The organism is Nocardia sp. NPDC003963, assembly GCF_053605105.1.
On the sequence record NZ_JBSGIP010000013.1, the window covers coordinates 146,133 to 165,130 of the forward strand.

Below are 18,998 nucleotides of genomic sequence, written 5' to 3' on the forward strand. Positions count from 1 at the left end.
CGGGAGCAGCGTGCCCGGTGATCGTTTCGCTGCACGCGGTGCCTGCCACCGCCGTGGCGATTGCCAGGATTACCGGCAGAATCCGCCTGCCCGATGCCGTGGCCCGGTGGACGACCGTGTTCCGCAACTCTTCCCCCTAGCCGTGCAGGATCAGGGCGTACTGCGCCGAGGTCTTCTGATGAAGATCCTGGACCTGTCCACCCTCCACTTGGGCGAAATATCGTCCTGCCCGCAGTACACAGAAATTCGACGGCTTTTCGTACGCAGCGGTCTGCCTGCTGAAGCATTCGACCTCTCCGTCGATTCCCTCGGGCGCTTCGATCGCTCGACTGCCCGCCGCCGCGTCCGGATCGGGCCGGAAGTTCTCGTACAGCGCCGCGGCTCCCGCGGGGGTTTCGCTGCGCATGACCACCGATTCGCCCAGCGCGATACTCGTGACCTGTCCGACCTCCAGGAACTCCAGGCTCGTGATCCCGCTCAGGGCGTACACCGCGCCGCGCCCGCGAAATGTGTCCGGTGGGCCCGACATCGCGATGATCTCCGGACTCTTCGGGAGGGTGAGCGCCAGCAGATCGTCCGGGTCCAGCGCGATCCCGTCCAACTGGTCCGGCGGAGTGGGCTCGAACTCGTCGAGCAGGGGTATCTGGACGTCGAGCAGGGATTCGGTGTGCCGCACCATCGTCGGCAGATCGGCTCTGCCGGAGCGATCTTCGTACTTGACGAAGACGACGTAGCGATCGTGAGCAGTCCAGCTACCCAGCGAGGCGTTACCGGGCCGCCAATGTGCCCTGCCACGAGGATACTTCGAGAGCTGGACGGGCCGGTTATCGGTGTTGAACGTGAAATCGTCGTACTCCAGGCCCCCGGCGACGGATTCGGCGGTAGCCGCGTCCGGGAACATCAGTACCGCGATGCTGAGTTGCTGCGTGCTGCCCGGGTCACCTCCGGTCGACCAGGTGTGTACCCAGCCCGCGACCAGGTCCGCGGCGACCTCGTCGAAAGTATCGTTGACGACCAGCGATTGCATATCCCGGCGATCCAGTACGACGGGCCCGCCCGTGCCCACGACGCGATTCACATAACCCGGCTCGACTTCGAAGGGGAGAGCCACGAAATCGCCGAGTCGCTGGCCTTCTCTATATCGTGCGGCCTCGTCGTCCTCGGCGGCGCCGAACTCGACCGGCTTCGTCGGGTAGTTCCCCACATCGAGTCCGGAGAGGTCCGGCTCGCCGCGGACCGCTTCACCGGCCACCACCGACCCGCATCCCAGCGCGGACCCCAGCACCGACCCGACCACCAGAATTGCGCAGATCCCGCGCAGCGCAGCCGGTCCCGCTCGACGCATTGCGGCCCCCTCGTGATTTCGATCTGGCGGAATCGTACTGCACACGGGGCTGCGTGCTCGTGGTCGACGCCGGACCTGCCCCGCCGGCCGGCGGGTGCCGTGCGGGTGGATTCGGCCCGGTCACGGGTGCCGCGGGGCGGGAGAGGCGCCATTGCGCGAAAGGGGTCTGGATGATGGAGGATGTGCGTCCCCGCAGGTACGGCCTTGTTGCCGCTTCGATCGTCGCGTTACTGCTCACCGGGTGTGGGGGTGGCGAGGATCTGGTGCCCATTCCCGAGGGGATCCCGCCCGGGCCCGGCGTCCCCGTGCCCGCGATCGATATCGAGGCCCCCGGCCGGACCGGCGCGCTGCTGAACGCCTGGGCCACCGAGCACGCCGGGGCGCTGGCGATACCGGTGGCCGCGCTGGAGGCGTACGGGTACGCGGCGGCGGTGATGGATCGGTCGCGGCCCGATTGCGGTATCGGCTGGACCACGCTGGCCGGGATCGGGAGTGTGGAGAGCGACCACGGCCGGCATCGTGGGGCGCGGGTGCGGGAGGACGGACTGGTGGAACCGTCGATCATCGGGATTCCGCTGGACGGTGCACCGGGGGTCGCCGAGATAAGGGATACCGACGGCGGCCTGCTCGACGGGGACCGGGTCTTCGATCGGGCGGTGGGACCGATGCAGTTCATCCCGGAGACGTGGCGCAGGTGGGGAGTCGACGCGAACGGGGACGGGGTCGCCGATCCGCACAGTATCGACGACGCGGCGCTCACCGCGGCCAGGTATCTGTGCGTGAGCGGCGGAGCGCTGCGTACCGCCGACGGGTGGAGCCGGGCGCTGTTCACCTACAACAGGTCGGAGAGCTATATGCAGGCCGTCCGGGACCGGGCCGCGGCCTACAGCGTGGGGCGCCGGGTCTGAGGTGATGCCGCGACTGCGGGGCGGCGGATGGACTGGCCGCAACCGGGCCTATTAGGCTCGCAACCGCACGGCTCGTCCCCGATAACTACCGTGCCAGCAGCCTAAGGAGTGTTGTTTTCGTGGCCATCATCGAACAGGTCGGAGCTCGCGAGATCCTGGATTCGCGCGGTAACCCCACCGTCGAGGTCGAGATCGCCCTCGACGACGGCACCCTGACCCGCGCCGCGGTGCCCTCCGGTGCCTCCACCGGCGAGCACGAGGCCGTGGAACTCCGCGACGGCGGAGAGCGCTACAACGGCAAGGGTGTACAGAAAGCTGTCGAGGGGGTGCTCGACGAGATCGCCCCGGCCGTGATCGGCCTGGACGCCGTCGAACAGCGCACCGTCGACCAGGCGCTACTCGATCTCGACGGTACGCCGGACAAATCCCGCCTCGGCGCCAACGCACTGCTGGGTGTCTCCCTGGCGGTGGCGCGGGCGGCGGCGGAGTCCTCGGGTCTGGAACTGTTCCGCTACCTCGGCGGACCCAACGCCCATGTACTGCCGGTGCCGATGATGAACATCCTCAACGGTGGCGCGCACGCCGATACCGGTGTGGATGTGCAGGAGTTCATGGTGGCGCCGATCGGCGCGCCGACCTTCAAGGAATCGCTGCGCTGGGGCACGGAGGTCTACCACGCCCTCAAATCGGTGCTGAAGGAGAAGGGCCTGGCCACCGGCCTCGGTGACGAGGGCGGGTTCGCGCCCGACGTCGCCGGGACCAAGGAAGCACTGGACCTGATCAGCGTCGCGATCGGTAAAACCGGGCTGAAGCTGGGCCGGGATGTGGCGCTGGCGCTGGATGTCGCGGCGACCGAGTTCTACAAGGACGGCGCCTACCAGTTCGAGGGCTCCGCGCGGTCGGCCGCGGAGATGGCGAAGTTCTACACCGAACTGCGGGCCGCGTACCCGCTGGTGTCGATCGAGGATCCGCTGTCGGAGGACGACTGGGACGGCTGGGTCGCGTTGACCGACGAGATCGGTGACAAGGTGCAGCTGGTCGGCGACGACCTGTTCGTCACCAACCCCGAACGTCTCGAGGACGGTATCGCCAAGGGCGCGGCCAACGCGCTGCTGGTGAAGGTCAACCAGATCGGCACCCTCACCGAGACCCTGGACGCCGTCGAACTGGCGCACCGCAACGGGTACAAGACCATGATGTCGCACCGGTCGGGTGAAACCGAGGACACCACCATCGCCGATCTCGCCGTCGCTGTCGGCAGCGGTCAGATCAAGACCGGCGCCCCGGCACGCAGCGAGCGGGTGGCCAAGTACAACCAGCTGCTGCGGATCGAGGACGCGCTCGGCGATTCGGCCCGCTACGCCGGTGATGTGGCCTTCCCCCGGTTCACCTTCGAGGACTGAGGTAGATGTCGGAGCGGCGTGCGCGCGGTACCAGCCCCGCAGGGCGGGGCGACCGCCGCACGTCGCGCGCGCCGTCGCGCCGTCCCGCCGCCGAAGTGCACGGCGGCGCGGAGCGGGTGCGACGCACCACGCGTCGCCCTCGGGCCGGGCAGGAGGGCCCGCGGGACTGGTCGGAACGGACCATTCTGGGGTTGTCGGCCGGTAAGGCGATCATCCTCGCGATGGTGGTGTGCGCGCTGGCGATGACGCTCGCCGTTCCCATGCGCACCTACTTCACCCAGCGCGCCGAAGCCGATCAGCTGGCGGTCGAACGCCGGACGCTGGAGGACGATATCGCCCAGCTGAAGGATCGCCGTTCCCAGCAGGAGGACCCGGCCTATATCCGGTCCGAGGCACGTGACCGGCTGCGGCTGGTGATGCCCGGCGAAACTCCCTATATCGTGCAGGTTCCGGGTATCGAAGTGCCGGCGATCCCGGATCCGCAGGCTCCCCGGCACGAACCCGATCCGTGGTACACGGATCTGTGGCGGAGTATCTCCGCACCGCCCCCCGAAACCGCGGCACCCGCACCGCAGCCGGAAGGATCCAGGTGAGTACACCCGACGACCGAGATCTGCAGATCGTCGCCGAACAACTGGGCCGCGAACCGCGCGGGGTGCTCGCGATCGCCTACCGGACGCCGGACGGTGTCCCCGCGGTGGTGAAGACCGCGCCGAAACTCACCGACGGCACACCGTTTCCCACGCTCTACTACCTCACCGATCCCCGGCTGACCGCGGAGGCCAGCCGCTTGGAATCCGCGGGCGTGATGAAGGGGATGACCGAACGGCTCGGCCGCGATACCGATCTCGCCGCCGCCTACCGCGCCGCGCACGAGAGTTATCTGGCCGAACGCGACGAGATCGAGTCGCTGGGTACCGATTTCAGCGGCGGCGGGATGCCGGACCGGGTGAAATGCCTGCATGTGCTGATCGCGCACGCGCTGGCGAAAGGTCCGGGCGTCAACCCGCTCGGTGACGAGGCGGTCGCACTGGCGGCCGCGAACGGGTTGCGCGGTAACGCGATCCCGGCGGACTGGCCGGAATACGTAGCTACGGAGGAGGAATCCTGATGCGGTCCCTTCGCCTTCGCCGCGGGCTCCGCGGATCGTATGCAGAATTCCTGAAGGAGGCGTGATCATGGACAGGGTTGCCGCGGTGGATTGCGGGACGAATTCGATTCGTCTGCTGATCGCTGATATCGGTGCGGATTCGACCCTGACCGATGTGCATCGGGAGATGCGGATCGTGCGCCTGGGTAAGGGAGTGGACGCGACCGGGCAGTTGAATCCGGAGGCCATCGAGCGCACCCGGGTCGCGCTGGCCGACTATGTGACGCTCATGCTCGAGCACGGGGTGACCCGGGTGCGCATGGTCGCCACCTCCGCTACCCGGGACGCGTCGAACCGGGAGGATTTCTTCGCGATGACCCGGGCCGAACTCGGCCGGGTGGTGCCGGGCGCGACGGCCGAGGTGATCACCGGTGACGAAGAGGCGCGCCTGTCGTTCACCGGTGCGGTCGGGGAACTGTCGGCGGCGGACGGGCCGTTCGTCGTGGTCGACCTGGGCGGTGGATCCACCGAACTCGTGGTCGGGGACAGCGGCGGCGTACAGGCGGCGTTCTCCGCCGATATCGGCTGTGTCCGGGTCACCGAGCGGTGCCTGCGCAGTAATCCGCCGGAAGCGGCGGAGGTGGCCGCGGCTCGGGAGTTCGCGACCGAACGGCTCACCGAGGCCTTCACCCATGTTCCCGTGGACGGCGCGCACACCTGGGTGGGTGTGGCGGGCACCATGACCACGCTCGCGGCCGTCGCATTGGACCTGCCCGAATACGATTCGGCGAAAACCCATCTGGCGCGGATCACGCTGCCGGACCTGAACGCCGTCTGCGACCGGCTGATCGCGATGAACCACGACGAGCGCGCCGCGCTGGGGCCCATGCACCCGGGCCGCGTCGATGTCATCGGCGGCGGCGCGGTGATCACCGAAGTGCTGGCGGCGGAACTGTCCCGGCGGGCCGGGATCGGCGAATTGATCGTCAGTGAGCACGACATCCTGGACGGGATCGCGCTGTCCATCGCCTGACCGGCAGTACCCGCCCGTAACGGGCGGCCGGTGTTCGTGAAGCTGCGGTATCGGTTCGGTGCGGTCTGCCACGCACCGGGCCGGGCCCGTGGGACAGTCGGAGAATGTCCGCAGCACCAGACGTCGCCGACCGGACCTTCTTCGGCCATCCGATCGGCCTCGTCAACCTGTTCGGTGTCGAGCTGTGGGAGCGTTTCTCCTTCTACGGCATGCTCACCATCCTCGGTTACTACCTGTACTACTCGACCACCGACGGTGGTCTCGGCATGGACCAGGATGTCGCTGTCGGCCTGGTCGGTGCCTACGGTGGTCTGGTCTATCTCTCCACGATCATCGGCGGCTGGGTCTCCGACCGGTTGATCGGGATGGAGCGGACCGTCTTCTACGGCGGTGTCGTGGTGATGGCCGGGCATATCGCTCTCGCGCTGATTCCGGGGCTGACCGGGGTCGGTGTGGGCCTGGTGCTGGTCGCACTGGGCAGTGGGGCGCTGAAATCGAACGCGTCCGCGCTGCTGGGCACCCTGTACCCGAAGGGCGACCCACGGGTCGACGGCGGGTTCACGCTGTTCTACCTCGGGATCAACCTGGGTGCCTTCGTCGGGCCGCTGATCACCGGGCTGCTGCGGGAGGAGTGGGGTTTCCACGCCGGCTTCGGCGCGGCGGCGATCGGGATGGCGCTCGGACTGATCCAGTACGTGGTGTTCCGGCGCAACCTCGGCACCGCCGGGCGGGAGCCGGCCGACCCACTGCCGCGCCGCGCCTACGGTCCGGTCGCCGGGCTGGTGGTCGCCGCGATCCTGGTGATCGCGTTGGCACTGGTCACCGGGCTGGTCACCGTCGGCAATCTGCCCGATGTGACCACCGCGCTGATCGTCGTCGCCGCGGCGGCGTACTTCGTTGTCCTGCTCACCCATCGCCGGGTCACTCCGCTCGAACGCAGCCGGGTGTGGGCGTTCCTGCCGCTGTTCCTGGCCAATGTGGTGTTCTGGGCGCTGTTCCAGCAGATCTTCACCGTGCTCGCCGTGTACTCCGACGAACGGATGAACTGGAGCATCTTCGGCTGGACCGCGCCATCGAACTGGATCGGTTCGGTGGAGCCGGTGTGGATCATCACGCTGTCGCCGCTGTTCGCCCTGCTGTGGACCAGGCTGGGGGATCAGGCGCCCAGTACACCGCGCAAATTCGCGCTCGGGGTGGTCGGGATGGGCGTGGCCTTCCTGCTGTTCGTCCCGCTGGCCGGGAACACGGGTCCTTCGGTGCCCGCGCTGGCGGTGCTGTTCATCATGGCGGTGTTCGCTGTATCGGAACTGCTGATCTCCCCGATCGGCCTCGCGGTGAGTACCCAGCTCGCGCCCGAGCATTTCCGCGCGCAGATGATGGCCCTCTATTTTCTGTCGGTCGCGCTGGGCACCACATTGTCCGGTGTATTGGCACGCTTCTATTCGGCCGACAGCGAGTTCGCCTATTTCGGGATCACCGGCCTGGTGGCGATCGCGGCGGGTGCGGTGATTGCCGCCCTGTCGTCGTGGATAACCCGATATATGTCGGGAGTGCACTAGCGTTCCCGGTACTCGCTTGAATCACGAGGAGGCCGTAGTGACGACGCCTACCAGTCGCAGTTCACTGTTCCGCACCAAGTCCGTCGAGCAATCACTGCGGGATACCGACGAACCCGGTACGAAACTGCGCAAGGACCTCACCTCCTGGGATCTGGCGATCTTCGGCGTGGCCGTCGTCATCGGCGCCGGTATCTTCACCCTCACCGCCCGTACCGCCGGGAACGTGGCCGGGCCCGCGGTCTCGCTGGCGTTCGTCTTCGCCGCCGTCGCCTGTGGTCTCACCGCGCTGTGCTACGCGGAGTTCGCCTCCACCGTCCCGGTGGCCGGTAGCGCCTACACCTTCTCCTACGCGACCTTCGGCGAGCTCGCCGCCTGGATCATCGGGTGGGATCTGCTGCTGGAATTCGCGCTCGCGGCGGCCGTGGTGTCCAAGGGCTGGTCGCAGTACCTCGGTCAGGTGTTCAACCACGGTGCCGCGGTGGTGGAGATAGGTGGGGTCACCTTCGACTGGGGTGCGGTACTGCTCATCGCGGCCCTCACTACCCTGCTCGCCCTGGGGACCAAACTGTCCTCCCGGGTATCGATGATCGCCGTGGCCATCAAGGTCGGGGTGATCCTGCTGGTGATCGTGGTCGGGCTGACCTTCTTCGACTCCGACAACCTGACTCCGTTCATCCCGGAATCGGTATCGGGCGAAGGCGGCCAGGGGCTGACGCAATCACTGTTCTCCTGGGTGACCGGCGCCGGTAACAGCACTTTCGGCTGGTACGGCCTGCTCGCCGCGGCCAGCCTCGTCTTCTTCGCGTTCATCGGCTTCGACGTGGTAGCCACCGCCGCCGAGGAGACCAAGAATCCGCAGCGCGATCTGCCGCGCGGCATCCTCGGCTCGCTGATCGTGGTGACGATCCTCTACGTCGCCGTCTCGATCGTGCTCACCGGGATGGTCCCCTACACCGATCTGGCCGGCGATGACGCCACGCTGGCGACGGCGTTCGCGCTCAACGGTGCCAACTGGGCCAAGAACATCATCTCCGTCGGCGCGCTGGCCGGTCTGACCACCGTCGTCATGGTGATGCTGCTCGGCCAGACCCGGGTGCTGTTCGCGATGTCGCGCGACGGGCTCGTGCCCCGGCAGCTCGCCCGCACCGGTCAGCGGGGTACGCCGGTGCGGATCACGATCATCGTCGGCGTCGTATGCGCGCTGCTGGCCGGTTTCGTGGAGTTCGGAACGCTCGAGGAAATGGTGAACATCGGCACCCTGTTCGCCTTCCTGCTGGTCTCCATCGGCGTGGTGGTCCTGCGCCGCACCCGCCCGGACCTGCCGCGTGGATTCCGGGTGCCGCTCGTACCGTATGTGCCGATCCTGGCAGTGCTGTCCTGCCTGTGGCTGATGGTCAATCTTTCGATCGAAACCTGGCTGCGTTTCGTAGTCTGGATGCTGCTCGGTTTGGTGATGTACTTCGCATACGGCCGACGGCATTCGCTGGTCGGTAGGTCCGCTTCCGAACAGGGGTGATCGCGATGGGTCCGTCGTGGCGGTGGTTCCGGCGCCGGGAGATACAGCCCTTACACGAACGGGTGCCACGGGACGCCTCGGGTACGGAACTGGTGGTGGAGTGGATCGACGCGGTGACCACCGGTCTGGCCACCGCGCCACCCGGACCGCCCGAGGCCGCCCCCGCCCGGGTCTGCGACGGTATGTTCACCGCGGCGACCATTGTCGCGGTGCTGATCGAGAAGCTCGCCGACCGGACGGAGTACCGGGTCGCCAACAACCGCTGTATGGCCTCGGCGGTCGATTTCATGAAAGTTCTCGGGGAGGACACGCTGCGGCGCTACCGTATCGACGGGGTGCAGCCGGTGGGTTGGGAGAACATGGGCGCCGAGATGGACGAGATGGTGATCGCGCGCCGGCTCGGCCGGCTGGGTGAGGCCCTGCAGCTGGCGTTGCTGGCGGTGACCACGGACTACGAATTACCCGACGAGGTGCGCGAGGCGGCGGAGGAGTCCGGTTTGCTGGCGGCCGACGTGCTGGTGGAGGCTTGCCAGGCGATTCAGACAGATCCCACAGTGTGACTCCCACTCACGGGTATTCCGGTACGGGTGTACGAGTCGGTAGTGTGTGGTCCGCACGCCCCCATAGCCCAATTGGCAGAGGCAGCGGACTTAAAATCCGCCAAGTGTGGGTTCGAGTCCCACTGGGGGCACGGCTATGCCGCAGGTAGATCGTTGTTTCCCTCGGTCCGGTCGGTGTCTGACCCCTGCTCGGTCCGCAGTGAGTCCGCAGCAGCCAGCGCCCCGCGATGCATCGAGTCCGCGACCGGGTCCAGGTCGTCATCGAACAGATGCCCGTACAGATCGAGCGTGAGGGTCGCCGTCTTATGCCCGAGCATCCGCTGAACGACCTTGATGTTCGCGCCCGAGCTGATGGCCAACGACGCGGCGGTATGCCGTAGACCGTGCGGCACCATTCCGGCCAAGCCGGTAACCTCCACCGCCCGATCGAACGCCCAGCGGAACTCACCAAGTGGCAGCGTTCCCCCGTTATGGCTCTCGAACACGGGCGCGTCCTTCTTGCGGCCCTCGACTACAACCGCCAACTGCTCAGCGAGGAACTGGGGGACCGGCACCGAACGTGACGTGTGGTTCTTGGTGTCCGTCTCCACGATCCCCAGCCCCGCGACACGAGTTGCCGAACGTGAGACGGTGATCCTCCGCCGTTCCAGATCGATGCTCGCCGGTCGAAGCGCGGCGGCCTCACCGAACCGAATCCCCGTGTAGGCCAGCACGAACACCAGCGTCTGGAAACGGCCGGCCGCGAGCGCAAGCTTCCGCACCTCCACATGGGAGAGGTAGCGCCGCTCGGCGGCAGATTTCTGCGGTAGGTCGATATCTTCGGCGGGATTGATGCCCAGCCGTTTGGCCTTGATGGCGAACCTGAGCACCTGGTCGAGCACCTGGTATGCCTGGATCACCCGCGATGCCGACAAACCCTTGCCCTTGAATCGGTAACCACCGGATTCCGACAGCTCGACAACCCAGCCCTGCACGTCCTCGAACTCGATATCACGCAGCGGTACAGATCCCCACTTGGGCAGGACCAGTGTGTCGAGCAACGAGCGATAGCCAGCCACCGTCTTCGGCTTACGAAGCTTTTTCGTCGTGTACCACTTCTCCGCCACGACCTCGAACAGGACGCCGCTGCGGTCCGGGTCGACCCATGTCCCGGTGACAAGCTTTGTGGTCACGTCACCATCGAGGTACTTCTGAGCTGCTGCTTTCGTGTCGAACGACCGGGACCGCTCAACCCCGTTGGGGTCCACGTAGCGAGCCCGCCACCGCTTGCCCTTGCCGCAACGCTCGGATTTGACCTTCTTCTTGGTCTTCTCGCCGGTCGCCGGGTCGACGACAACCACGGTCGGGTACCAGCGATCTTCCACACCCGAGCGCGGGTTACGTCGAGTGAGCATCAGGCGGCCTCGCCGGTGCCGGTCAGCATCTCCTGCTCGGCGATCCAGGCCAGGACCACGGACTTGCGCCACACCCGGCGGCGAGGGCCGAGCTTGAAACTCGCCGGTCCCTGCCCGACATGTGCCCACCACCGCCAGGTAGCCGCCGGTATCCCGGTCAGCGCTTCACAGTCCTTCGCCCGCAGGTACGACTCGTCCTCACTCATCGTCTTTCCCTTTCCTATGCCGCTACCGGAGTTGCCGAAGTGTCTTGCTGTGCTGGTGGACCGGCCGCAAGCAGAGCTCGGGTGTACTCGGCACGCCAGATCTTGCGCTGGGCGATCGACGCCATGATCAGGTGATCGTGGGGCGGGGCCGAGCGGTCGCCGGGCCGGACGATGGAGAGCTTGAGGTGTGAGGTGTCGGGTTTGACGATTCCCACCGAGGCCAGCAGTTGCCGGACGAACTCGACGCGGTCGGCCTTGTGGTCCGGGAGGGTTTTGTTCGACCACTGGCGGGAGACCAGGACTCGGCGACCGGGCAGGCCGAGGGTGTCGCGCCGGTGTGCTTTGCCCTTGCAGCGGCCGGGGATGGTCTTCTCGGTGGCGCCTTCGGGGACGATGCCGTAGCGCAGCCAGACCGGGCACCGTTTCGAGCACGGTGTGTGCTGGAGTTCGGCGTGCAACCGGCCGTAGTGGTGGCGGGTGCGGTCGGAGTCGGTTTCCAGCACTTCGGCGATGGACTTGGTCAGGTACTTGGTCACGTAGCCGACAGCGCGGTCGGCTTTGCGACCGGGGACGTAGCCGCGGATATCGGAGCGGTCCATCTGCGCCCCGAACCGGACCGCATGCGCGGGTTCGAGGTCGTCGACGTCGTCGAGGAGGTCTTGCACGTCGTCGAAGGCCAGCAGCGGCGAGCCGGTGGCGGGGTCTACGAAGGTCAGCCGGGCCGGGTCCCAGACCGGGACGATATCGCCGGGGTAGACCTCGCTGGCCCGGTCGTGCGGCGGCCACCACACCTGATGGTAGGTCGCGGCCGTCACTTGCCGGATGATGTCGCGGGACACGGTGCCCCGGATCAGGATGTGCAGATGCGGCGCCCCGCGCTTCTGGGGTTCGACGGTGGCGAAGTACTGGATGTTCCAGCCCACCGCCCGGCGCAGGTTCTGGATCCACCGGTCGAACAGCGCAGAGAAGTGCACGATGTCACGGGCCGCGCGTTCGTAGTCGTAGGACTCAGGGTCGCGGGGTGAACCGTCGCCGACCACTTCGCCCTTGTCGTTGATCGCGCCGTCGCGGTTGATGGCCCCGTAGGACGGCATCGTGAGCGTGATGAACATGGACGGCTGATGCCCGGCGTAGGTGCGGCCGAGGGTGGTTTTCTCGACCTTGAGGCGAGGCAGGTTGGGGGCGTCCTGGCGGCGGCGGGTGGAGCGGGCACGCCGCGGCTTCTGTTCGCGATCCAGGGCGGGTAGCCGTCCTCGGAACCCGGACTCTTTCATCTCCGCGTCGAGGTCGGCGACGACTTCCCGGACACCGGACATCATGTCCGCGTCACCGTCGGCCTTGGCCTGCTGGAAGGTCTCGAACAGATCGGCTCGGGCCGCCAGCAGCGCGGTCTGATGCTCGGTCGGCGGGGTCTTTTCGTTCTCGGGCTCCGAAGCGAGGTGCCAGCCCTCGCGGGACTGGGTGATCCGCAGGAACCGGGCCTTGTCCGCGCAGGCCGGGCACACCGAGGCGATCGTGGACTTGCACGGAGCGCCGAGGTATTCCTCGGTGAGAGTTTTGGAGTTGTAGGCCAGCATCGGTATCGGGCGGGCGCAGATGTGTTCCTGGGCGGCGAGTTCTTCGGCGACATCCCGGAAGTCCGGCAGGCTACGACGCTGGGCCGCTGTCTGCCGGACCGGGACGACCCCGGTATCGGTCGAGGCCGTGGTGTTCATCAGGCGGTGACTCCTTTCGGTTTGGTCCACTGATCCACCCGAGGCGCGAGCACGGTGTCGGCGAGGGCATCACCGAAGCGGAACCGCAGCTCGACGGTGGCCGGGCCGACGATCGAGGCCTGGCACTGCTCGGCGCGAAAGGCATGGGCGATGGTCTCGGCGCGCATCTCGAAATCGGCCGGCGACTGGCCTTCCAGCATCCGCAGCTGCACCCGATCCGTGCCGTGGCCGATGGAGACCGCCAAGAGTTTCGGTGCCACGGTGCGGGTTTCGGTCGTGGTGGTGAGGCGGCAGGCTTTCATCAGCCGGGCCCAGTTGCGGCGGTAGCGCCACCAGGTCAGGAACCGAGTCCGGGCTCGGTCGGTGACCCAGCGGGCGAACAGGTCGGGAAAGCGGCGCCGGAACCCGAAGATCACGACCACCGCGTACGCGGCTTCGGCGACTCCGACAGGCCACCCGAACAGATACCCGCTGATACCGGCGAGGAGGAACGGGACGGAGATGACGGGGAACAGGATCGCCCAGTGGAGCGCGACCCCGGCACCGATGATCAGGTACCAGCCGGTGTTGAGGACGGCGAGGCCGAGCAGGTCGAACGGGTCACGCCGATTCTGCGGGCCGGTGGTGACGGTGGCCGTAGTCGTGCCGGTGGTGAGCGTGGTCGTGGTGTTCATGTCGGGTTCTCCGGGTCGAACAGCGAGAGTTGGTCGGGGCAGGGTTCGTGCAGGTTTTTGCGGGCCCGGCGGGACTGTTTGCGGGGTGGGTGGTCGGTGGCCTGCACGACGAGGCGGGGGCGCTCGCTCGGCTCGTTGCTGGCCGGTGTGCTGGTCATGCCGCCCGCCCCGATTCGTCGATCCGTACCGGTGTGGCCGGGCAAGGTGACGGTCCGGACTGGGTGAGGGCTTCGTGGATGACGCCCTGCAAGACGCCGACTACAGCGATGGCGTCGTCAACGGTCATGGTCAGCTGAAGAATGGCCGCGAACTGCACCTCTTTGTGCACGGTCACCTGCACCAGGTCCCGGCCGTCAGGGCTGTGCTGGAGGCTGGCGAAGACCTCTCCGGTATCACGGACGCGACCACGGTCGGCCGAGACAGTGACCCGCGCGAAGTCCAAGCCCTGGCCCGGTTTCCAGTAGCTTCGGACCGGCTCGCTCATGCCGCCCACCCCGAACCGTCGTCGTCGTGGTAGGTGGTGAAGTCCCAGCCGGGCAGCTGTCCGGAGTCGGCGAACATGCCCACCGCGACCGAGATCGGGTCGTGTCCGGCGCGTTCGAGGGCGCAGCGGCGACGGGCGGACAAGTCGATCACGTCTGCGGTGACCGGGGCGGGAATCGGGTTGCGGGCCATGGATTTTTCTCCGTTCGGGTGGGTGGTCAGAGTGCGACGGTGAGCAGGGCGGCCAGCCACAGCCAGCCGGTGTGCCAGGACTGATCCAGAGCGGCAGCGCCGGAGCCGAGGTGACCGGCCCCGAGGTTCCAGAAATCCCGGTTGCCCACAGCGCAAGCAAGTGCGTGCAGCGGGGTGCGGCGGTCAGCGAAGTAGTGAGTAACGGCGCTGACGAGCTGACCGACGACCAGGCCGGTGAGCGAGACCGGCAACCCGGTCACCCAAACCACGACACCGAGCATCACGACCAAGGTGGCGGTGTAGGTGGCGACGTGGCGGGCGCAGGTGAGGCGACCGGTCCATCCGGGGCCGCCCTTGGTTCCGGCCTGGTGGTGGGTTTGCACCCAGTAGTCGGCGACCTGATGAGCGGCGAGGAAGGTCACCAGCACCGCCGCGAAACCCGCGACAGTGGCAACAGTGGTGGTGTTCATGCCGCCACCAGCCCTTCGGTATCGTCGCCGAGGTCGTCGGGGTCAAACCCGGAGTAATCGGCCTTCGGGGACAGGTCCGGCTGAGCCGGTGAGTAGGTGTCGACGATGCGGGTGAGATCGTCGTCGGAGACCCAGTAGGCGCGGACCCGCCGGAAGTCCTTGGAGCCGTCCTGGCCGACGTAGGCGACACCGGGTGTGGTGTCGGGGATCTCGTGGCAGCGCGCACCACGATCCTTGGCTCCATCGCCGTGGACCATGGAGGTTTGGCGCGGTTCGTCGAAGCGCAGACCGATCCGGGTCGAGAAGAACTGCCGGTTGGGCATGGTGTCCTTGGACGGGTCCTGCAATGCGACGATCACCGTGTAGCCGACCGCCCGGCCCTGGGTCAGGAGAAGGCCGATCAGCCGCAATCCCTCGTTGACCTGCTCGCGGGTGGCAAACGCCGACAACGCCGCGTATTCGTCGATGATGATGACCTTCAAGGGTTCGTCGACGCTGGGCGTGTACTTGCGGATACCAGCGGCTTTGAACCGGGCCTTGCGTTCATCCAGCTCGGCCACGGCCGTGGTGAGCATGGCGATGATGCCATCGGCGGTCCATTGGAAATCGGTCCACAACCGGCCCTCGCCAGCCCCGAACTCCATGCCGCCCTTCGGATCACCCAGCAAGATGTCGACAAGTCCGGCTTTGATCGCGGGACCGAGGCCGTTGATGATCGACCACAGCACGCTGCCTTTACCCGAGCCGGTGGCACCGGCGATGAGGATGTGGGAGTACATGACCCGCAGCCGCCAAACATCGTGGTCTTCGGTCACCCCGACCGGAACGGCTTCCAGATCCACGCCGTAGGCCAGCAGGCCGGTGACCGGGGCCGAGTCGGCGAGGGTGTCGACGGTGCGCAGTTCCAGGTGCACGAATCCCGGGTGCGGGCTGGTCACCCGGACTTCGGGGACGGCGAAGTAGGCGGCCAGGGCTTCGCGGGTGGCGTCGTTGGCCCAGTGCTGCAACGACTGACCGCCCAGCATCTGGACTTCCACCAGCATTCCGGCCTTGGTCAACGTGGCGGCGGTGATGTTCGGGTACCCCCTCTCCCAGGAACCCAGGCCGAGGGCGGGCCACATCAAGGCCAGCTGTGCGGAATCGGTGACGATCGAAGCGGCCGGGCCCAGTTCCCCAGGAACCCCGGCAGTCCCACCGACTGAAGTGCGGTCGGTGACACCGTCGAGGCGACGCCAGCGCCACATGGTGAACGCGGTCGCAGCGGCGGAACCGCCGAAGATGAACAGGTCAGGGGACAGCATCAGGCACTCCCAACAGGGACGGCGAGCGGCAGCATCGTTTGCACCGGTCGCGAGGAACGAACAGGAAGAAGGGGAGCGACCGGGGCCGGAGCAGCTGGGGCCGGGGTCGGATCGGGAACCGGGGCCAGCACAGGCACGGGAGGCGCAACCGGCTCGGGTTCGGGAACCGGATCGGTCACCGGTTCGGGAGCAGATTCGGCCGGCAAAGCAGCCGAGGCAGGTTCGGACTCGGCGACCGGTTCGGGCTCGGCTTGGGCTTCGGCACGCTGGCGAGCAGCGACACGGAACAACAGGGCCAGGCCGTGAGTGTCGACCAGCAGCGATATCGGAGCGACCGCCGCGACCAGAGCGGCAGCCCAGCCGGGTAGTGGTTGACCGGCCGCGACCGCGTGGACCGAGTTACCGGCGACCGAGACCAGGGAGCCGACCACCAGCACCCCGAGGAAGAAGTTGCGTTCGGACTTGTGGTGAGCGCAGACCAGCAGCCCGAAGGTGGCCAGCAGGATGGTGCCGTCAACGATCAGAGGGAACAACCACGCATCATCGGCGGGCATCCGGGCCAGCCGGGCGAGGTCTTCCAGGGTGGAGAACGACAGCCGGAACGCCGCCGCCCCCACGCCCAGGATGATGAGTGCGGCGGACCAGCGCGCAAGTCGCATCCCCGCCGACTGATCCGCCGCCCGCATCACGCGGCCTTACCGGTGGGCCGGGCCGCACCCGGGTCGGCCGGGGCCTGCTTGGCACCGGAGTTGTCCCCGGCGAACCCGGTGGCCCGGATGTTCCAGCCGATGGACTTGAACTCGCCCTGACCGGCGATCTTCGGTTTGACCTGCAACCCCTCCAGCACGATCGGCCGCATACCGGGCGCAAGCTCGGGAGTCGAGGGAACCGGCATGTGATCGGCGACGAACACCAGATCGAAACTCGCCTGACGAGCGTTCGGGGCCGCCGGATCGGTGACCGTGGCCTTCCACAGCCGCTTACCGGTGCCGTTGCCCTCCGCGTCCAGGTCCTGACGCTGGCGCTTCGGAGCGTTGCGGTCGGAGTTGAACTCCAACATCGGCTCGACATCACCCAGCAGGAACAGGCCCTTCGGGAACGCGTCCTCGAACGCCGGGGTGAACCACAGATTCTTCATCGCCATTTCAATCTCCTCTGCGTGAACTAAAGGGTTGAGCTGCACCTTTTCTGTGCATACACAACACCGTATACGCAGTTGCGTATACGCACAAGAGGTTTGCGTATACGCAGTTGCAAGAGGGATTGACGCGTGAACCAGCGAAGGCGCGTAGCCTGGCCTTTTGTGTATACGCAGTTGCGTATCGACAGAACGGCCGATACGAGCGAAGGGGTAATCCATGACTGAGCCTGCGTACGTCCGGATCGCAGGAGAGATTGCGCGCGACATCCGCAGCGGAGCTCTACCCGCCCGGACCCAACTACCGAGCTACGCGGAGCTGGCGAAACAGCACAACGTCTCGGAGATCGTCATCCGCAGGGTCAGGGACCTACTCCTGAGCCAGGGCCTCGTCTACGCCATCGAACGCCGCGGCTTGTTCGTCGCAGCCCGGCCAACACTGGTTCGGATCTCACCCGAACGGCAGATGGAGGACCCCGAGGTGACCTTCGGAAACGAGGCAGCTGGCGGAGACGACGAAGTCCGCATCGAGCGCGAGTCAACGATCATGAAGGCCGACGCCGAACTGGCCGATATCTTCGGCATCAGCCCCGGTGACGACATCGAACACATCACCGTGGCCGCCTCCGAGTACGGGAAACCGATCTCGATCTCCGACAGCTACCAGCTGCCCGGCACGAACGTTGCCGAAGCCGAGCAGCTAGAGGAGACATTGGCCGACCGGCCGCCGTCACCCACCCATGCCGTTTGGCTGGAGGTCACCTCCGGCGAACTGGTGAAGACTGTGCGTCAGCGGTTCCTCAAGAACGACGGACGAGTACTGATGGTCTCCGACGTGTCCTACCCGAAGGACCGCTACGACTCATTCGTGTTCCGCATGAACCTCGAGCCGCAACCCTGACCTGCCACAAACAGAACATGGCCCGATCCCATCGCGGACCGGGCCATGTTTCGTATCGGGCTATGGTCGGCGAACCCAGCCTTGCGCTACGTCGGCGAGGTTCCACCAGGACGCGTACTGTTCGTCGACGCTCTCCAGCGACCAGGCCGACGACAGCCGATCAAAGAACGCATCGTCCCCGGTCTTGCCGCCCTTGGGCTCACCGATGAACACCAACCGTCGGCCACCGCGCGATTCGAACAGCTCCAGGGCTTCGGATGCCATCGTGTTGCCCCAGCCGGGAGGCCAGCACAGGAATAACACCGAGTTTTCATCGAGCTCAGCGGTGAACTCGTCGAGCCCACCGACCGGGAACCAGACGGCAGGCTGGCCAGGAGTATCCGGAAAGGACGGATTTGCCGAAGTATCCGGCGGCTCGGAATCGAACGCCTTCACCGTCACGCCCTGATCCGCTAACAGCCGAGCCCAGTACCCACGACCAGCACCAAGCTCCACCACTGGGCGCCCGCCCGCGAACACCTCCACCCAGTTCAGAGTCTCGGGCGACGGGATCGCGTAGGCATAGGCGGCCTGGAGAATCGTCTGCACGAACCCCAACCGAACACTGCCGTTGACGCTTCCGCCGTTGACCACCCTGCGCTCTCCATCGGCCCCAACGGCTGGGCCGACGATCTCCCAATACGGATTGCCGAACGCTGTGGAACCGCCGGTCATGTAGTGCACGAACCGCAGATCGAACGCCCCGTCAGCCTCCGGATTCCCAGTGCCCGACAGCATCGGGGCGGTATCCAGGTACTCGGCGACCTTCGGATACTCCGCCGTCAACCGTGGCCCATCGTCGAGCAACGCGGCCAGTTCGGTTCGACGTTCAGGCGTCAGCACGAGACCAGTCATGCCCTTGATTCTCCAGGCGTGCATCACGTTCCGCGACTGGTTGCCGAATTTCGCCATATAGGTTCAAGGGCGACGGCGCTTACGCGCCGCCGCCGTCCGCCACGCAACCGCGCAGACCGGCGCAGGCTTGGCCAGCGCGGCGCGATCCCGGTGCCGATCGCGTACTACACCTTCGGCGGCTGGAAGCGGTCCGGGTTCGGCGATCTCAACCAGCAC

General features: G+C 66.8%; 22 protein-coding genes, 1 tRNA gene and 1 pseudogene. 11 read left to right on the forward strand and 13 right to left on the reverse strand.

Going from position 1 to position 18,998, the window contains the following annotated elements; genetic code table 11:
• Positions 1-136 precede the first annotated feature (136 nt).
• On the reverse strand, positions 137-1,345 hold the full coding sequence (locus tag ACWEWT_RS21725) for a DUF7373 family lipoprotein (RefSeq protein ID WP_452561413.1): 1,209 nt from the start codon (positions 1,343-1,345) through the stop codon (positions 137-139).
• Positions 1,346-1,515: 170 nt separating this feature from the next.
• Here ACWEWT_RS21725 and ACWEWT_RS21730 point away from each other — a divergent pair, with 170 nt between their 5' ends.
• The 9 genes from ACWEWT_RS21730 (at position 1,516) to ACWEWT_RS21770 (ending at position 9,545) form a co-directional block, all read left to right on the forward strand.
• On the forward strand, positions 1,516-2,253 hold the full coding sequence (locus ACWEWT_RS21730; RefSeq protein WP_452561415.1) for a lytic transglycosylase domain-containing protein: 738 nt from the start codon (positions 1,516-1,518) through the stop codon (positions 2,251-2,253).
• A gap of 119 nt (positions 2,254-2,372) precedes the next feature.
• Complete coding sequence (gene eno / locus ACWEWT_RS21735; RefSeq protein WP_452561417.1) at positions 2,373-3,656, forward strand: phosphopyruvate hydratase; 1,284 nt, start codon at positions 2,373-2,375, stop codon at positions 3,654-3,656.
• Between the two features lie 5 nt (positions 3,657-3,661).
• A complete protein-coding gene (locus tag ACWEWT_RS21740; protein WP_452561418.1) occupies positions 3,662-4,249 on the forward strand; it encodes an FtsB family cell division protein in 588 nt (195 codons plus the stop codon).
• On the forward strand, positions 4,246-4,767 hold the full coding sequence (locus ACWEWT_RS21745; protein WP_452561419.1) for a DUF501 domain-containing protein: 522 nt from the start codon (positions 4,246-4,248) through the stop codon (positions 4,765-4,767). Before ACWEWT_RS21740 ends, ACWEWT_RS21745 begins: the two co-directional genes overlap by 4 nt.
• 67 nt (positions 4,768-4,834) lie before the next feature.
• Positions 4,835-5,779 (forward strand): Ppx/GppA phosphatase family protein, encoded by a 945-nt coding sequence (locus ACWEWT_RS21750; RefSeq protein ID WP_452561420.1) that lies wholly within the window; start codon positions 4,835-4,837, stop codon positions 5,777-5,779.
• A 104-nt stretch (positions 5,780-5,883) separates the two neighbouring features.
• Entirely contained in the window at positions 5,884-7,338 is a 1,455-nt protein-coding gene (locus ACWEWT_RS21755) for a peptide MFS transporter (RefSeq protein ID WP_452561421.1), read from the forward strand.
• A 37-nt stretch (positions 7,339-7,375) separates the two neighbouring features.
• Positions 7,376-8,854, forward strand: coding sequence for an amino acid permease (locus tag ACWEWT_RS21760; protein WP_452561422.1), 1,479 nt, complete (start codon positions 7,376-7,378; stop codon positions 8,852-8,854).
• A gap of 5 nt (positions 8,855-8,859) precedes the next feature.
• Complete coding sequence (locus ACWEWT_RS21765; protein ID WP_452561424.1) at positions 8,860-9,414, forward strand: hypothetical protein; 555 nt, start codon at positions 8,860-8,862, stop codon at positions 9,412-9,414.
• A 57-nt stretch (positions 9,415-9,471) separates the two neighbouring features.
• Positions 9,472-9,545, forward strand: a tRNA-Leu gene (locus tag ACWEWT_RS21770).
• Positions 9,546-9,548: 3 nt separating this feature from the next.
• Here the strand turns inward: ACWEWT_RS21770 and ACWEWT_RS21775 are convergent.
• Genes ACWEWT_RS21775 through ACWEWT_RS21825 form a run of 11 tightly spaced genes read right to left on the reverse strand, consistent with a single transcriptional unit; the run spans position 9,549 to position 16,993 of the window.
• On the reverse strand, positions 9,549-10,808 hold the full coding sequence (locus ACWEWT_RS21775) for a tyrosine-type recombinase/integrase (RefSeq protein WP_452561425.1): 1,260 nt from the start codon (positions 10,806-10,808) through the stop codon (positions 9,549-9,551).
• A complete protein-coding gene (locus tag ACWEWT_RS21780; RefSeq protein ID WP_452561426.1) occupies positions 10,808-11,014 on the reverse strand; it encodes a helix-turn-helix transcriptional regulator in 207 nt (68 codons plus the stop codon). Before ACWEWT_RS21780 ends, ACWEWT_RS21775 begins: the two co-directional genes overlap by 1 nt.
• Positions 11,015-11,028: 14 nt before the next feature.
• The gene (locus ACWEWT_RS21785; protein ID WP_452561428.1) at positions 11,029-12,729 is read right to left on the reverse strand and encodes a replication initiator; all 1,701 of its coding nucleotides are present in this window, start codon (positions 12,727-12,729) and stop codon (positions 11,029-11,031) included.
• The gene (locus ACWEWT_RS21790; protein WP_452561430.1) at positions 12,729-13,403 is read right to left on the reverse strand and encodes a hypothetical protein; all 675 of its coding nucleotides are present in this window, start codon (positions 13,401-13,403) and stop codon (positions 12,729-12,731) included. The genes ACWEWT_RS21785 and ACWEWT_RS21790 overlap by 1 nt, the downstream gene beginning before the upstream one ends.
• Positions 13,400-13,561 carry a hypothetical protein gene (locus ACWEWT_RS21795; RefSeq protein WP_452561431.1) on the reverse strand — a complete coding sequence of 54 codons (162 nt, stop codon included), beginning with the start codon at positions 13,559-13,561 and terminating at the stop codon, positions 13,400-13,402. Before ACWEWT_RS21795 ends, ACWEWT_RS21790 begins: the two co-directional genes overlap by 4 nt.
• Positions 13,558-13,887, reverse strand: coding sequence for a hypothetical protein (locus ACWEWT_RS21800; protein WP_452561433.1), 330 nt, complete (start codon positions 13,885-13,887; stop codon positions 13,558-13,560). Before ACWEWT_RS21800 ends, ACWEWT_RS21795 begins: the two co-directional genes overlap by 4 nt.
• The gene (locus ACWEWT_RS21805; protein WP_452561434.1) at positions 13,884-14,078 is read right to left on the reverse strand and encodes a hypothetical protein; all 195 of its coding nucleotides are present in this window, start codon (positions 14,076-14,078) and stop codon (positions 13,884-13,886) included. Before ACWEWT_RS21805 ends, ACWEWT_RS21800 begins: the two co-directional genes overlap by 4 nt.
• Positions 14,079-14,104: 26 nt before the next feature.
• Complete coding sequence (locus ACWEWT_RS21810) at positions 14,105-14,548, reverse strand: transcriptional regulator (protein ID WP_452561435.1); 444 nt, start codon at positions 14,546-14,548, stop codon at positions 14,105-14,107.
• Positions 14,545-15,849 (reverse strand): FtsK/SpoIIIE domain-containing protein, encoded by a 1,305-nt coding sequence (locus ACWEWT_RS21815; protein ID WP_452561436.1) that lies wholly within the window; start codon positions 15,847-15,849, stop codon positions 14,545-14,547. The genes ACWEWT_RS21810 and ACWEWT_RS21815 overlap by 4 nt, the downstream gene beginning before the upstream one ends.
• Positions 15,849-16,535: a DUF2637 domain-containing protein gene (locus tag ACWEWT_RS21820; RefSeq protein ID WP_452561438.1), complete on the reverse strand. Its 687-nt coding sequence runs from the start codon at positions 16,533-16,535 to the stop codon at positions 15,849-15,851. The genes ACWEWT_RS21815 and ACWEWT_RS21820 overlap by 1 nt, the downstream gene beginning before the upstream one ends.
• Complete coding sequence (locus ACWEWT_RS21825; RefSeq protein ID WP_452561440.1) at positions 16,535-16,993, reverse strand: hypothetical protein; 459 nt, start codon at positions 16,991-16,993, stop codon at positions 16,535-16,537. The genes ACWEWT_RS21820 and ACWEWT_RS21825 overlap by 1 nt, the downstream gene beginning before the upstream one ends.
• A gap of 214 nt (positions 16,994-17,207) precedes the next feature.
• Here ACWEWT_RS21825 and ACWEWT_RS21830 point away from each other — a divergent pair, with 214 nt between their 5' ends.
• Positions 17,208-17,888: a GntR family transcriptional regulator gene (locus ACWEWT_RS21830; protein WP_280457198.1), complete on the forward strand. Its 681-nt coding sequence runs from the start codon at positions 17,208-17,210 to the stop codon at positions 17,886-17,888.
• A 60-nt stretch (positions 17,889-17,948) separates the two neighbouring features.
• On the opposite strand, the gene ACWEWT_RS21835 is transcribed toward ACWEWT_RS21830, so the two are convergent.
• Positions 17,949-18,782 (reverse strand): hypothetical protein, encoded by an 834-nt coding sequence (locus ACWEWT_RS21835; protein WP_452561442.1) that lies wholly within the window; start codon positions 18,780-18,782, stop codon positions 17,949-17,951.
• Between the two features lie 18 nt (positions 18,783-18,800).
• Here ACWEWT_RS21835 and ACWEWT_RS21840 point away from each other — a divergent pair.
• Positions 18,801-18,998 (forward strand): annotated as a pseudogene (locus tag ACWEWT_RS21840) (CoA-acylating methylmalonate-semialdehyde dehydrogenase); the annotation flags it as partial.

What these genes read in the sequence shown, in the direction of transcription:
- ACWEWT_RS21750 (WP_452561420.1), top strand. Translation starts at nt 4,835, where the DNA reads ATGGACAGGGTTGCCGCGGTGGATTGCGGGACGAATTCGATTCGTCTG.
- ACWEWT_RS21800 (WP_452561433.1), bottom strand. Translation starts at nt 13,887, where the DNA reads ATGAGCGAGCCGGTCCGAAGCTACTGGAAACCGGGCCAGGGCTTGGAC.
- ACWEWT_RS21780 (WP_452561426.1), bottom strand. Translation starts at nt 11,014, where the DNA reads ATGAGTGAGGACGAGTCGTACCTGCGGGCGAAGGACTGTGAAGCGCTG.
- ACWEWT_RS21810 (WP_452561435.1), bottom strand. Translation starts at nt 14,548, where the DNA reads ATGAACACCACCACTGTTGCCACTGTCGCGGGTTTCGCGGCGGTGCTG.
- ACWEWT_RS21730 (WP_452561415.1), top strand. Translation starts at nt 1,516, where the DNA reads ATGATGGAGGATGTGCGTCCCCGCAGGTACGGCCTTGTTGCCGCTTCG.
- ACWEWT_RS21755 (WP_452561421.1), top strand. Translation starts at nt 5,884, where the DNA reads ATGTCCGCAGCACCAGACGTCGCCGACCGGACCTTCTTCGGCCATCCG.
- ACWEWT_RS21815 (WP_452561436.1), bottom strand. Translation starts at nt 15,849, where the DNA reads ATGCTGTCCCCTGACCTGTTCATCTTCGGCGGTTCCGCCGCTGCGACC.
- ACWEWT_RS21765 (WP_452561424.1), top strand. Translation starts at nt 8,860, where the DNA reads ATGGGTCCGTCGTGGCGGTGGTTCCGGCGCCGGGAGATACAGCCCTTA.
- ACWEWT_RS21790 (WP_452561430.1), bottom strand. Translation starts at nt 13,403, where the DNA reads ATGAACACCACGACCACGCTCACCACCGGCACGACTACGGCCACCGTC.
- ACWEWT_RS21820 (WP_452561438.1), bottom strand. Translation starts at nt 16,535, where the DNA reads ATGCGGGCGGCGGATCAGTCGGCGGGGATGCGACTTGCGCGCTGGTCC.
- ACWEWT_RS21825 (WP_452561440.1), bottom strand. Translation starts at nt 16,993, where the DNA reads ATGGCGATGAAGAATCTGTGGTTCACCCCGGCGTTCGAGGACGCGTTC.
- ACWEWT_RS21775 (WP_452561425.1), bottom strand. Translation starts at nt 10,808, where the DNA reads ATGCTCACTCGACGTAACCCGCGCTCGGGTGTGGAAGATCGCTGGTAC.
- ACWEWT_RS21795 (WP_452561431.1), bottom strand. Translation starts at nt 13,561, where the DNA reads ATGACCAGCACACCGGCCAGCAACGAGCCGAGCGAGCGCCCCCGCCTC.
- ACWEWT_RS21740 (WP_452561418.1), top strand. Translation starts at nt 3,662, where the DNA reads ATGTCGGAGCGGCGTGCGCGCGGTACCAGCCCCGCAGGGCGGGGCGAC.
- ACWEWT_RS21805 (WP_452561434.1), bottom strand. Translation starts at nt 14,078, where the DNA reads ATGGCCCGCAACCCGATTCCCGCCCCGGTCACCGCAGACGTGATCGAC.
- ACWEWT_RS21725 (WP_452561413.1), bottom strand. Translation starts at nt 1,345, where the DNA reads ATGCGTCGAGCGGGACCGGCTGCGCTGCGCGGGATCTGCGCAATTCTG.
- ACWEWT_RS21835 (WP_452561442.1), bottom strand. Translation starts at nt 18,782, where the DNA reads ATGACTGGTCTCGTGCTGACGCCTGAACGTCGAACCGAACTGGCCGCG.
- ACWEWT_RS21785 (WP_452561428.1), bottom strand. Translation starts at nt 12,729, where the DNA reads ATGAACACCACGGCCTCGACCGATACCGGGGTCGTCCCGGTCCGGCAG.
- ACWEWT_RS21830 (WP_280457198.1), top strand. Translation starts at nt 17,208, where the DNA reads ATGACTGAGCCTGCGTACGTCCGGATCGCAGGAGAGATTGCGCGCGAC.